General features: G+C 66.1%; 12 protein-coding genes. 1 reads left to right on the top strand and 11 read right to left on the bottom strand.

Going from position 1 to position 13,233, the window contains the following annotated elements:
* Window positions 1-61: 61 nt before the first annotated feature.
* From cadA to KF857_02850, 4 genes are read right to left on the bottom strand one after another with little or no spacing between them, the layout of a single operon-like run.
* Window positions 62-2,266: a cadmium-translocating P-type ATPase gene (gene cadA, locus KF857_02865; GenBank protein MBX3110926.1), complete on the bottom strand. Its 2,205-nt coding sequence runs from the start codon at window positions 2,264-2,266 to the stop codon at window positions 62-64.
* Entirely contained in the window at window positions 2,256-2,477 is a 222-nt protein-coding gene (locus tag KF857_02860) for a heavy-metal-associated domain-containing protein (protein MBX3110925.1), read from the bottom strand. Before KF857_02860 ends, cadA begins: the two co-directional genes overlap by 11 nt.
* Window positions 2,478-2,504: 27 nt before the next feature.
* On the bottom strand, window positions 2,505-2,795 hold the full coding sequence (locus tag KF857_02855; GenBank protein ID MBX3110924.1) for a metal-sensitive transcriptional regulator: 291 nt from the start codon (window positions 2,793-2,795) through the stop codon (window positions 2,505-2,507).
* A gap of 37 nt (window positions 2,796-2,832) precedes the next feature.
* Complete coding sequence (locus tag KF857_02850; protein MBX3110923.1) at window positions 2,833-4,338, bottom strand: YifB family Mg chelatase-like AAA ATPase; 1,506 nt, start codon at window positions 4,336-4,338, stop codon at window positions 2,833-2,835.
* Between the two features lie 39 nt (window positions 4,339-4,377).
* Here KF857_02850 and KF857_02845 point away from each other — a divergent pair, with 39 nt between their 5' ends.
* Window positions 4,378-5,397, top strand: a complete 1,020-nt coding sequence (locus KF857_02845) for a family 20 glycosylhydrolase (protein ID MBX3110922.1) — start codon at window positions 4,378-4,380, stop codon at window positions 5,395-5,397.
* A gap of 9 nt (window positions 5,398-5,406) precedes the next feature.
* Here KF857_02845 and KF857_02840 read toward each other — a convergent pair whose 3' ends face one another.
* The 7 genes from KF857_02840 to KF857_02810 form a co-directional block, all read right to left on the bottom strand.
* Complete coding sequence (locus tag KF857_02840; GenBank protein MBX3110921.1) at window positions 5,407-6,060, bottom strand: hypothetical protein; 654 nt, start codon at window positions 6,058-6,060, stop codon at window positions 5,407-5,409.
* Entirely contained in the window at window positions 6,057-6,320 is a 264-nt protein-coding gene (locus tag KF857_02835) for a hypothetical protein (protein MBX3110920.1), read from the bottom strand. The genes KF857_02840 and KF857_02835 overlap by 4 nt, the downstream gene beginning before the upstream one ends.
* 39 nt (window positions 6,321-6,359) lie before the next feature.
* On the bottom strand, window positions 6,360-7,757 hold the full coding sequence (gene pyk / locus KF857_02830; GenBank protein MBX3110919.1) for a pyruvate kinase: 1,398 nt from the start codon (window positions 7,755-7,757) through the stop codon (window positions 6,360-6,362).
* 43 nt (window positions 7,758-7,800) lie between these two features.
* Window positions 7,801-9,108: a HAMP domain-containing histidine kinase gene (locus KF857_02825; protein ID MBX3110918.1), complete on the bottom strand. Its 1,308-nt coding sequence runs from the start codon at window positions 9,106-9,108 to the stop codon at window positions 7,801-7,803.
* Window positions 9,109-9,172: 64 nt separating this feature from the next.
* Window positions 9,173-10,579: an ATP-dependent protease ATPase subunit HslU gene (gene hslU, locus KF857_02820; protein ID MBX3110917.1), complete on the bottom strand. Its 1,407-nt coding sequence runs from the start codon at window positions 10,577-10,579 to the stop codon at window positions 9,173-9,175.
* A 58-nt stretch (window positions 10,580-10,637) separates the two neighbouring features.
* Entirely contained in the window at window positions 10,638-11,768 is a 1,131-nt protein-coding gene (locus tag KF857_02815) for a cysteine desulfurase (GenBank protein ID MBX3110916.1), read from the bottom strand.
* Window positions 11,765-13,147, bottom strand: a complete 1,383-nt coding sequence (locus tag KF857_02810; GenBank protein MBX3110915.1) for a CPBP family intramembrane metalloprotease — start codon at window positions 13,145-13,147, stop codon at window positions 11,765-11,767. The genes KF857_02815 and KF857_02810 overlap by 4 nt, the downstream gene beginning before the upstream one ends.
* Window positions 13,148-13,233: the final 86 nt, after the last annotated feature.

Below are 13,233 nucleotides of genomic sequence, written 5' to 3'. Positions count from 1 at the left end.
TCTGGGTCGGCCCCGCTGGCCGGCCAGGGTCAGCCAGACAGCAGGGCCAAGGGGCCGCTCCTTACACCGCGCGCCGCAGGCGGAGCGAGTTGAGGATGACGGACACGCTGGAAAACGCCATGGCCCCGGCCGCCAGCATGGGGTTGAGTTTCCCCGCTGCGGCGAGCGGCACCATGACGACGTTGTAGCCGAACGCCCACACCAGGTTCCACCGGATCGTCCGGAATGTCGCCCGGGCCAGGCGGACCGCCTGGGCCACACCGCGCAGGTCGTGGCGCAGCAGGGTCACGCCCGCCGTCTCCATCGCCACGTCGGTGCCCGTGCCCATCGCGATTCCGACGTCGGCCTGGGCGAGGGCAGGGGCGTCGTTGATCCCGTCTCCGACCATCGCGACTCCGCCCGACCCTTGGTGGCGCCGGACGACGTCGGCCTTGCCGCCCGGCAGGACGCCGGCCTCGACCGCCTGGACGCCCACCGTCTTGGCCACGGCCTCGGCGGCACGGCGGTTGTCGCCGGTCACCATGACCGTGGTCAGGCCGAGGGCCGCAAGGTCCCGCACCGCCTCGGCGCTGTGTGCGCCGACGGTGTCGGCCACCGCCAAGACGCCGGCCAGGCCGCCGTCAACGGCCACGAAGACGGCCGTCTTTCCCGCCTCTTCGAGCTCGCTCAAGGCGTTGTCGGCAGCAGTGGTCAAGTGGACGCCTTCGTCGGCAAGCAGGGCCGCGCTCCCGACGACGATGCGGTGGCCCGCCGACTGGGCGACCACCCCTCGGCCACTGGACGCCTCGAAGCCGTCCGGCTGGCCGGCGGTCGGAGCCGCCGCGACGATGGCTCGGGCGACGGGGTGTTCTGACCTGGACTCGGCCACGGCGGCGAAGCCCAACACCTGGTCCTCCGAGTAGTCCCCGAGCGGGACCACGTCGGTCAATTCGGGCCGGCCGACTGTCACCGTGCCGGTCTTGTCCAAGAGGACTGTCCGCACGGACGCGGCCCGCTCCAGCGCCTCGCCGTCCTTGACGAGCACCCCCAGTTCCGCACCGCGGCCTGTGCCGACCATGATGGCGGTCGGCGTTGCCAGTCCGAGGGCGCAGGGGCAGGCGATGACGAGGACCGCCACGGCAGGCAGGAGGGCGTCCTGGACCGCCGCGCCCTGGGACAGCCACCACCCAAAGGTGAGCAGCGCGATGACGATCACCGCCGGCACGAAGACGGCAGACACACGGTCGGCCAGCGACTGGACCGGTGCCTTCGACCCCTGGGCGTGTTCCACCATGCGGACGATCTGGGCTAAGGTCGTCTCCTTGCCGACCTGGGTCGCCCGGAAGGTGAACGCACCGTTAGTGTTCATCGTCCCACCGGTCACGTGGTCTCCCGTCGCCTTGCGGACGGGCAGGGGTTCGCCGGTGAGCATGGACTCGTCCAGGTAGCTCTCCCCATCCGTGACGACGCCGTCCACGGCGACCCGCTCGCCGGGTCGGACCCTGACGAGCATGTCCTTGGTAAGTTGGTCGAGTGGGATTTCTTGTTCCCCGCCGCCGGGTTGGACCACCGTGGCGGTCTTCGGGGCGAGGGCCAGGAGCTTTTGGATCGCCCCCGACATGCGGCTCTTCGACCGGGCCTCGAGGTACTTGCCGACGAGGATCAGGGTGACGATCGTGGCCGCGGTCTCGAAGTAGAGGTGTTGGTTCTGGTGGTGGCTGGACCCTCTGAACGCCACCAGGGCGTACAGACTGTAGAGCCACGACGCCCCCGCGCCCAGCGCGATCAGCGAGTCCATCGTCGCGGTCAGGTGCTTGATACCGTTCCACGCCGAAGCGAAGAACTGGCGCCCGTGCCAAAAGACGACCGGCGTGGAGAGTCCGAGAAGGACGCCGTTCACCCACTCGGGTCGGTCATGCCAAAACATCGACAGGGCGACGACCGGCACGGTGAGGGCGACCGCCCCCCAAAGGTTGCGCCGTGCGGCGGCCAACCGGTCGTCGGACTCGACGGCCAAGTGGTCGGCATGCTCGTCGTGGTGGTGGCCGGGCGTCTCATCGTGAGGCTTGGCTGAATACCCGGCCTCGCTGACGGCCTGGACCAGTTCACGGGTGTGGACCTCACCCTCATGGCTGACGGTGGCCCGCTCGGTCGCGTAGTTCACGTTCACCTCCGTGACACCAGGCACCTTCCCGAGGGCCTTTTCCACCCGGCGGACGCACGACGCGCAGGTCATGCCTTCGATGTCAAGGTCAGTGACCGTCGTCTCGGGGGCGTCAGTGGTCATCGGGGGCCTCGACCTTGGCGTACGCCTGAAAGCCCTCCTCTTCCACTGCGGCGACGAGAGCCTCGATGCCGGCGGTGCCGACGACCGTCGCTGTCCCGGCGGCCAGGTCGACTTCGGCAGACTCGACCCCGGGCACGGCCTTCAGCGCTTTGGTCGCCGAGTTCACGCAGTGGCCGCAACTCATTCCGTCGATTTTCAGATGTGTGGTCATGATTTGTTGAGTACCCCCATGGGTATGTCAACGGACAAGCCGGGAAAGGGTGACACGCAGTTCGTCGAGGAGCTCGTCTTGGCTCATCGACTTGGCGCGGTCGTGCTCGGTTTCACAGCCGTGGCCGACGATGCAGGTTTGGACATGGGAAGCGGCGATTTCGGCCCCGATTTGCTCAAGGGCCGACCTCGTGGCGGCCAACTGGGTCAAGATGTCCGCGCAGTATTGGTTCTCATCGACCATGCGGCGCAGACCCCTGACCTGACCCTCGACCCGCGAGAGTCTGCGGTCGATCGCTTTCCGGTTCTCGTTGTCCACTACATCTATATACCCCATGGGGTATATGCTCATGGGACTAATCGCCAGAGGAACGGTATTGGACGGCCTCGGCGAGGTGTTGGCGTCCCAGCGTCGGTGACCCGGCCAAATCGGCGATGGTGCGGCCGACCTTGAAGATCCGGTCGTAAACTCGGGCCGAGATGTTCAGCCGGGCGGCGACGTTCTTCATGAACGCGGTGCAGTCGTCGTCGACCGCCAGGCTCTCGCGCATCTCTCGAGGGGTCATGGCCGCGTTCGTCCGTCCCTCGCCGAGGCGGGCGGTCTGGGCGGCGCGGGCCTTGATGACGCGCTCCCGGATCGCCGCACTAGGTTCCCCCTGGGGTGTCGCGGCCAGTTCTTCGGGCTTGAGGCGCGGGACGTTCACGTGAAGGTCGATCCGGTCCATGAGCGGGCCGCTGACCCGGGCCGAGTACCGCTGGCAGGCGTTGGCCCCTACGCAGTTGGCTTCGGGGTAGCCCTTGAATCCGCACGGGCACGGGTTCATCGCCCCGACGACGACGCACCGGGCCGGGAAAGTGAGGGTGCTCTGCACCCGGGCGACGGTCACGACCCCGTCCTCCAGGGGTTGACGCAGGGCCTCCAGAACGTCCCTGCCAAATTCGGGGAGCTCGTCCATAAAGAGCACTCCCAGGTGGGCAAGCGAGATCTCACCGGGCTTGGGCGACTTGCCACCGCCGACCACGGCGGCGTAGCTCGCGGTGTGGTGCGGTGTGCGGAACGGTCGTTCCCAGACCAATCCCTCCTGGCCTGTCCGCTCGCCTGCCGCCGAATAGACGCGGGTGACGTCGATGCTCTCGTCCAGACCGAGCGGAGGCAGGATGGTCGGGAGTCGTCGGGCCAGAAGCGTCTTGCCGCTCCCCGGCGGCCCGACCATCAGCACGTTATGGCCCCCTGCGGCCGCGATCTCCATCGCCCGGACCGCTTGCCTTTGACCCTTGACGTCGCTGTAGTCGACGGGATAATCGACCCGGGCCGGAGCCGACCGGGTGAGTTCCACCGGACGCGCCGACAAGTCTCCGTTCGTGAGGTAGACGACATCGAGAAGCGTCTCGACCCCATAGACCTCAAGGCCGGGAACGACGGCCGCCTCGGCCGCGTTGACCCGGGGCACCACCAGCCTCTTGATCCCCTTGTCGCGGCAGAGCAACGCCACGTTGACGGCGCCGTCGATGGTCCGCAGTCGGCCGTCCAGTCCCAGTTCGCCCAGAAACACCGTGTCGGGCAGGAAGCCCGGGTCGACCTGCCGGTCGATCGCCAAGAGGGCGACGGCAAGGGGCAGGTCAAGCGACGGGCCCTCCTTCTTGATGTCGGCGGGGGCGAGGTTGACGACGACCCGTCCGCGGGGAAAGTCCAACTCACTGTTCCGCATCGCGGCCCGGACACGCTCTTCCGCCTCCTGAACGGCCTTGTCGGGGAGGCCGACCAGGGTGAAGTTGTTCTCCCCCGGGTGGGTGTCCACTTCTACGACCACCGGTAACGCGTCGATGCCCATCAGAGTGGCGGCGTGGACTTGGGCGAACATCCGTTCCGCTAGCTTAGCCGGACCATGTAGAGTGGGGATATGGTCGCCGCCATTGCCGCCGCTGTCATGCTTGCGCCGATTCCTGTCGTCGGACTTCACCTAGGCGCCCCGTCGAAGGGGAACATCGGTAAGTTCTGTGACTTCATCACCAACGACCTCAAGCCGATGGGGGTCAACCTGTTGGTGATCGAAGTCGGCTACAGTTTCCAGTTCAAATCTCGGCCCGAGATGGCCGACCCCGACGGCCTGTCTGTGGCCGACGCCAAGAAGGTCGTCGCGGCTTGCAAGGCCGCGGGGATCGAAATCGTCCCCGAGACCAACTTGCTGGGACACCAGTCGTGGGCAGGCTCGAACGACCGGCTGCTGACCAAGCACCCCGAGTTCGACGAGACGCCCGGCAAGTTTCCCGGCAACAAGGGCATCTATTGCCGGAGCTATTGCCCGAACCACCCTGAAGTCCACAAGGTCGTCTTCGACCTGATCGACGAGATCGCCGACGCCTTCGAGGCCAAGGCCTACCACTGCGGCATGGACGAGGTCTTCATCCTTGGCGACAAGGACTGCAAGCGTTGCGCCGGCAAGTCGACGGCCCAATTGTTCGCCCAAGAGGTGACTACCCTCCACGACCACCTGAAGTCGAAAGGCCGTCGGATGTACATGTGGGGTGACCGGCTGTTGGACGGCCGCACGAACGGCCTTGGCGAGTGGGAGGCGGCGACGAACGGCACCGAGGGTGCCATCGACATGGTGCCGAAGGACATCACGATCTGTGACTGGCACTACGAGAAAGCGGAGCCGACCCCCGCCTACTTCGCCTATAAAGGCTTCGACGTCCTTGCCTGCCCGTGGCGCAAGCCGGACGTCGCCCGGGGTCAGGTCGCCCTGGTCAGGGCGCTCCAGGCTGCCAACCCCGCCATCGCGCGGCATGCCAAGGGGGTCATGACGACCGTCTGGTCTGGCGGCGACGCCTTCTTGGCCGCGTTCAAGGGTGGAGGCGGTAAGGAAGGTAAGGAGAACGTCGAGACGTTCCGGGCCATGGTGGCTGCGGCCCGCCAGTGACTCTGGCCGTCATTTGACGACTTGGTGAGCGGTGTACTCGACCCGGTGGGTGCGCCGCTCTTCGTCGTCGGGGAAGACGTACCGTTCGATGGTGCCGTGGACTTCCTTGGGCCATCCGGTGCGCCGGTCACAAAGCATCGTGCCGCTCCATTGGCGCGCGCCCTGGCCCGACTCCGCACTGGCGAACTTGATCTGGAGGCCCTGGTCGCCCACGTTCTCGACGGTGTAGGTGGTGGTGAGTCGCGGCAAGTCGTCTTGCTCGTCGGTGGATGTCCAACTCAAGCCCCGACGCAGGGCCGATGCCGGAAAAGAGAAGTCGAACACCCGGATCCACCGCCTCTTTTCGCGGTCTTCGTCGTTCTTGACCGTCCGCGCCATCACCTGCCAGCGCATGTTGCGGACCTCTGTCCACGTCTCGTCCTCGACCTTGTCGAGCTTGATCTCGTTGCCGTCGACATTCATCTTGAGCAGGCGGCGCGTGCCGACCAGCCCCCGCTCGTCACCTTTGTAGCCCAGTCTCCACTCCTGCTTCGTCACGACGTCAGGTTCTTGGACGTCGCGGTAAGTCATCGTGACTTTGTAGGCGACCTCCTGGCCCTTGGCCAGTTGCGGGCGGGGTGAGGCGGACTGGGCGAGCAGGACGGCGGCGAGCAGGGTGGTCATGGCGTGATGTCGATCGGCCGCTCGTCGGGCCGTCGGTAGCCGTGGGCGCGGGCCTCGGCCTCCATGCCGTTCGCCGACTCAAACCGGGCGGTCTTGCCGATCAAGTCGGCCCGCTGGGCTTCCAGCTGACGCATTTCTGCCTTTGCCCCTTGGCTCTTGCTTCGTTGACGAGCGGCCTCCTGCCACGGTTTCGCCGAGCAGAGCAAGCCGACTGCGCCACCGACGATCACGGCGCTGAGGTACACGGTCCATCGCTTCATGGTTCACCGCCCCGTCCATGGGGACGCGAGGAGTCTACATCAAACGTGCTGGACGAGGATCATGTTGGTGTTGCCGGGCCTACCCGCGGGCACTCCGGCGGTGACCACGACAAGGTCCCCGACCTTGAGGCGTTTGTGGCGGAGAAAGGCGTCCACCGCCTTCGCGATGCTGTCGTCGGTGTTGACCGGCGGGTCGCTTAGGATCGCTTCGACCCCCCAGACCAAGGCGAGGTGACGTTGGACGCGCTCGTGCCAGCAGGTGCAATAGATCGGTGCTTGGGGCCGGAACTTGCTGACGACCTTGGGGGTCGTCCCGCTTGTCGTGGTCGTCACGATGGCCTTTGCCCTGAGGCTCTCCGTGATCGAGACGGCGGCCTGGGCGACCGCCTCCGTGTGGGTCCCCTTGTCAACTGTTCTTGCGTCGGCCAATTCGGCGGAGGGACGGACAGCCCCGTCCGTACGTTCGGCGATCCGCGCCATGACCTTCACGGCCTCGATCGGGTAGTTGCCGGCGGCGGTCTCACCGCTCAACATCACCGCGTCGGTGCCGTCCAGGATGGCGTTGGCCACGTCGGTGGCCTCCGCCCGCGTGGGCCGGGCGTTGACGACCATGCTCTCCAGCATTTGCGTGGCGGTGATCACCGGCTTGCCCGCGCGGTTGCAGACGTTGATGATCCGCCGTTGCGCGGCGGGCACGTCCTCGATGTCCATCTGCAAGCCAAGGTCGCCTCGGGCGACCATGACCGCGTCGCTCAGCTTGACGATCTCGACGAGGTCTTTGAGAGCTTCGCGGGTCTCGATCTTGGCCACCAGATGGACGGTGGGGTCGAGTTGGTCGACGATGCGGCGGAGCTCCCTCATGTCGCTTGCCCGACGGACGTAGCTGAGGGCGATGAAGTCCACGCCGAGCTTGACCGCCTCATGGATGTCGCGCAGGTCTTGGGACGTCAGGCAGGGCACGTCGAACGACTTGCCGACCAGGGTCACGCCTTGCCGACTCTTGATCAGGCCGCCGGTCACCACCCTAGCGTCGAAGACGTCGTCCTTCTTCGCGCCCAGTTTGATCTCGACCTCGCCGTCACCGAGGAGGATCCGGGCCCCGGTGGACATCGCGCTCCAAATCTCGCCCAAGGGGACCGGCACGGTCACGTCGCCCTGGCCGACCGTGATCGCCTGCCCCGTCTTCAGTTCGACGCCACCCGACGGCAGAGTGCCGATGCGGAACTTGGGGCCCTGGAGGTCGGCCAGCACCCCCACCTTGCCGCACACCGACTCGGCTTCCTTGATCCAGCCCACCATCTCGGCGCGGCTCGCCCAGTCGCCATGGCTGCAATTGAGGCGGGCGACGTTCATGCCCGCCTGCACAAGGGCGTGGATTTTGCTTCGCTCCCCGACCGCAGGTCCGAGGGTGCAGACGATCTTAGTCCGGCGTTTCATGGGAGGCTACGAGGCTAAAGACGCTTGGCCCGTCCCCAAATCGTCACTCCTCCGGCCACCGAGGCAGAACGGCGACAAACGTCGACCCCCGGCCTGGAGACGAGTGGGCCTCAAGACGCCCACCGTGCGCCTCAAGGACTGTCCGCGCCGAATCCAGCCCAAAGCCCGAGCCCTCGATCCCGAGCTTCTCGTCCACGACGCGGCCTGCGCCGTTGAGGACCCGCTCCAACTGGACCTCGCTCATCCCGATCCCCTCGTCGACGAAGGCGACTTGGACTTCGTTGTCAATGGTCGTCAAGTGCACCTTGACGGTCTTGCCCTGGCCTGGCGAGTACTTGACCGCGTTGGACAGGAGGTTTTCGATGACGCGGCGGATCTTGCGTTGGTCGGCCTGGACGTGCAGGGGCTTGTCAGCCCCGACCAGCTCGATATGGTGGGACTTGGCCCGCTCGGTCATGCGCTCGGCCATGACGACCTTGTGGAGCAGTTGCCCGAGGTCGAACATCGTCACCTGGGGTGTCCACGCGTTGCCCACCGGTTCCAGGATGTCCTTGATGTCTTCCAGCAGCCGGGTGCACGACTCGATGATGTTTTCGAGCAGCTCCTTGCGGGTCGCGACGTCTTCCCAGACGTCGTCCATCTCTAGGGTCTCCGAAGAGCCTTTGATCACCGCGATCGGCGTTTTGAGGTCGTGCACCAGGTTGCGCCGGACGACGTCGTTGATCCGTTGCTGGCGGGCGATGTAATTGACCAGGGCGGGGTACATGCTGAGGCGGCTTGTCACTTGGACGGCGGTGGTGAAGAGTTTCACCGCGTCGTCCCCGATCACCCGGGGTTCCGCGTATCCAAGGACCAGCCAACTTTTCCGGCCGTCGGGACGCCGCCACGGCGTGCCCATGAAGCTGCGGCTGGGGGCACCGGAGAGAGAGGCCAGGCGGACGGCCAAGACGTTGTCGCACACCCAAAAGGGCTCGTTGAGCTCGATCAGTGACGTGCGCAGGGAGGTGTCGGACGTCATCCGGTGGCCCACCACCTTGCCCAGGCGGCGGACTATTTCGTCGGTGTCGGTGTCCTCGGGCAGTTGGTGGTTGGCGATGCCTCCCCACGAGAGGACGTATGGGCTCTCCAAGGTCAGGAGCGTCCATTCCCCTTCCAGATCGTTCTCGACGGCGAGGAGGACGGCGTTGTAGTCGCCGAAGAGTTGGCGGAAGTGTCTCCCCGCGCTGATGAGTATCTGCCGCGAGTCGGCACAGTCGCCGAGGTCTCGGACAAGCTCGACCATGCGCGACGCGGTCTGGACCACGGTGAGCCCCGCAGCGTCATACGCGCCTTCAAATCCTGATCGAGCCAAGGAGTTCCACCTCGCCCCATCATGGGCGACTAGCAGTTAGTACCCCAAAACCTCCCTCGGAGGTTCAGATCAGGGCTTGGTTCTTTGCCGCGTCCCGTACGATGGGCCCGAGTTTTTCCCGGACGTCGGCCACGTCGAGGGTGACAGTCTGCCCGCGCAACTCGGCGGCTTTGTACATCAAGTCCTCCAACAGCCGTTCAAGAAGGGTCTGCAGCCGCCTTGCCCCCGTGTTGCCCGCCTTCTTGTTCGCTTCGGTGGCCAAGTGGGCGACCTCGTCCAGGGCGGCGTCGGTGAAGACGAGCTTCACTCCTTCGACGCTGAGGAGCTTCTCGTACTGGCGGGTCAGGGCGTTCTGCGGCTCGCTGAGGATACGGCGGAAGTCGTCCTCACCCAAGCTCTCCAACTCCACGCGGATCGGGAGGCGCCCTTGAAGTTCAGGGATCAAGTCGCTCGGTTTGGAGATGTTGAACGCGCCCGCCGCAATGAAGAGGATGTGGTCGGTGCGGATCGGGCCGTACTTGCTGGGGACCGTCGAGCCCTCGATGATCGGCAACAAGTCTCGCTGGACGCCTTCACGGCTCACGTCAGGGCCGGAGCCGCCGGACTTCATCGCGATCTTGTCGATCTCGTCGAGGAAGATGATGCCGGTCTGTTCGGTGCGGTGGACGGCCTCCTTGACCACGCTGGTCTTGTCTAGCCGCTTGTTGGCCTCTTGTTCGGTGAGGAGGTCAAGGGCCTCGGGGACGGTGACCCGGCGGGTGACGTAGTGGGTGCCCCCCCGGCCCATGAGCTGGTTCATGTCGACGCCCATCTCCTCCATACCCTGGGGGGTGAAGACCTGGAGGAACTGACTGCCGCCCGCCTCCTCGGTCTCGATGTCCACGATGGTGTCGTTGAGCTCGTGCGCCTCGATCTTGCGCCGCCATTCAGCTCGGCGGGCTTGGCGCTCGGCCTCGAGTCCGCGGGCCTTCTCGGTGTCTTCGGGGGTCTCTGGTTCGGGGGTCGAGAAGCTGCTGAAGAACGGTGTCGCGAAGCTCACGTGCTCGGGTCCGTCGAGAATGTCGACGATCAGGTCGACGGCCGCCTCGTGGGCGTCGGCCCGCACCGCCTCGACCCGTTCGTTCTCCACCAGGCGCACGGCCAAGGCGGCTAGGTCGCGGACCATGGACTCGACGTCCCGCCCGACATAGCCGACCTCGGTGAACTTGGTCGCCTCGACCTTGATGAACGGGGCGCGGGCCAGGTGGGCCAGGCGTCGGGCGATCTCGGTCTTGCCCACGCCCGTCGGGCCGATCATCAGGATGTTCTTGGGGGTGATGTCGTCCCGTTCGTGGCGGGGAAGTTGTTGGCGTCGCCAGCGGTTGCGCAGCGCGACGGCGACCGCGCGCTTCGCTTCTTGTTGCCCGACGATGTACTTGTCCAGCTCGGCGACGGTCTGGGCAGGCGTCAATGATTCGATCGGGAGCGACATGGCTGGGCAGGTTGTACCTGCTGGAGCGGCTCCCGCTCGGGCCGGGCCAAAGGGCTCCTCACGCGGTGCGGACCGCGTCGACGGCCTGCCTCACGACTACGGCCGCCCACTCTGCTTCCTCCCTGGTCGAACCGTGCCCGAAGGTGAACCTCACCGCTTCGCGAGCCTCGCCTTCGCTCCATCCCGACGCGACGAGGACATGGCTCGGCTCGATGCTCCCGCTGCTGCACGCCGCGCCGGCGCTGGCCTCGACCCCCATGCGGTCAAGGCGGATGAGGAGAGACTCATTGTCGACCCCGGGGAACCTGACATGGGCGTGGCCGGGCAACCGGCCCGGGCCTGCCGGGGTCACGACGGCAAGGCCCTCAAGGGCAGCGAGGAACGCGTCGCGCGAGTCCGATTTGGCCCGGTGGACCGCCGCCCCATTGTCCCGACACCATCGACATGCCGCGGCCGAGCCGACGCAGGCGGCGACGTTCTCCGTTCCGGCCCGCGTCTCCCTCTCTTGGCCGCCACCCCAGGTGACCGGCCCCACCGGGGTGCCGCCACGGATGTAGAGGGCCCCGAACCCGGTGGGGCCGCCAAACTTGTGGCCCGCCAAGGAGAGGAGGTCGACGCCCAATTCGTCGACACCGGGGCAAAAAGGAAAGGTCTGCACCGCGTCGGTGTGGACCAGGGCTCCGACCCGTTGGGCCAGGCGAGAGACCGCGCGGACGTCGTTGACCGAGCCGACTTCGTTGTTCGCGTGCATGACGCTGACAAGGAGCACGTCGTCGGAGAGCTTTGCCTCAAGGTCCTCGAGGTCGACGGTGGCGACGTGATTGACGCGCACAGCCTCGACCCTGAATCCGAGTCGCGCCAGGACGCTCCTTGTGTTAAGGACGGCATGGTGCTCGGCGGCGCCGACGAGGAGACGGCGACGCGGGCCCGTGTGGGCGAGGGCGGCGCCGACCAAGGCCAGATTGCACGCTTCTGTGCCGGAAGAAGTGAAGATGACCTCGCCAAACAGGCAGCCGAGGGCCGTCGAAAACGTCTCCCGCGACATGTCTAGGGCGTCCTTGGCCCTCCGCCCGCTTCCATGGATGGAACTGGCGTTTGTGGGCTGCCCGTCGAGCCAGGGTTCCATTTCCGCTCTGGCCTCGGGCAGGAGCGGGGTGGTGGCGGCGTGGTCGAGGTAAGCCCGCCTCATAAGTTGGCAAGGATCACGCTGAAGGCTAGCGTCAGGCCGTTGTGGAGGCCGTGAAACACCATTCCCGGCACGATGGAACCCGTCCAGTACGTCAGGTAGGCCATCAGGATGCCGAGGCCCGCAAGCGCGGGCCACAGGGCGGGGCCTTGGGGGTGGATGGCGGCGAACAGCAGGCCGCTCAGCACCATGCCCACCCAAGGCTTGCCGGTCAGCGACGTCAAGGAGGGAAAGAGAAGCCCGCGGAAGGTGGTCTCCTCGATAAAGGGGGCGAGCAGGCTGGCGGTCACAAAGATCATCGCCAGCCGAAGGGGGTCGCTGGTCGAGGCGATTTCCTGCTGGACCGGGTGGGTCGGGGTCGGCAGGAACCTCATCAAGACTCCGGCGACCATGACCATGACAAACAGGACGGGGGCGTTGGCGGCCCATCCAGCCAGTGCGGGCCTGAGGATCCCCTGACGTGGCTTCTTTCCGGCGACGACGGACAGCGGGTCGCGTGCCCCGAACAAGGGTGTCCGTAGCATCAGGACGACGAACCCGGCGACAAGCGCCAAGGCACCGACTTGGCTGAACACCGGCTCGACCCCTGACGGCAGGGCGCGGACAAGGACGCTGATTCCGATGAACCCCCCCAAGTAAAGCGACATCCGCAATGCGAACCGGTCGCCTGTGGCCTTGCTCATGTGGGCTACGGGCAGTCCCTTGGGCCGGGCACCGGCGCGGACAGCGACGAAATGGAACACGAGCACCAGGCAACCCACGGCCAAGGCGCCCATGGCGACGAAAATCCCTAATCCCAGGGCCAGCAGAGCGCCAAGGTTGAGAAGGCCCCCACGAGAATTCGGCGTTCCGGCCTTTTCCTTGGCGTGGGCCCTTTCCAGCTTTTCGAGAAAGGTGTCCCCCTTGGGCGACAAGGACTCGGCCGTCGCGGGGTCAAGGGTCTTGGCCAGATAGATCTGGGCGACGTTTCGGTCTGTCACGTCCTTGCTTGACTTCAACGTGTCGATCGCCCGGGGGTCGGGCTCGTCCCCCGCCTCTTGGTTCAGGGCCAAGAGCACGCGGGCGTCCTCGGTCGACATCGATTTGGCGTCGGCTATCTTGGCCGCCGCCTCGCGGATGCTCTTGCGGATCTGGCCGACGTTCGCCTCTGTCGAACGCTTGATGGACTCACGCGAGGCCGGGTCTGCGCTCTCCGCCAACATGTCCAGTCCCGACCGCATCGCGACCATGAGCTTGAGTTGGAGGATGTCGTTGCCGCTGTCCGCCACGACCTTTTCGTGCTGGGGGCTGAAGTAGCCATAGAGAGAGCCTCCGATCAGCACGAGAAAAATGCCGCCGAGGAGGAACCAGGTCCAGACGTTCCGCCGTTCCGATTCCAGCACGGGTGGGGGGCCAGAGATTGTCATCGGTTCCGGTTGGTCGGCCATTGGCTCAAACAATACTGGAATCTGGGCCAGCCTGGTTGCTA

Source organism: Fimbriimonadaceae bacterium (assembly GCA_019638795.1).
Lineage (GTDB): Bacteria > Armatimonadota > Fimbriimonadia > Fimbriimonadales > Fimbriimonadaceae > JAHBTB01.
This window is presented reverse-complemented; position numbering and strand designations above follow the sequence as displayed.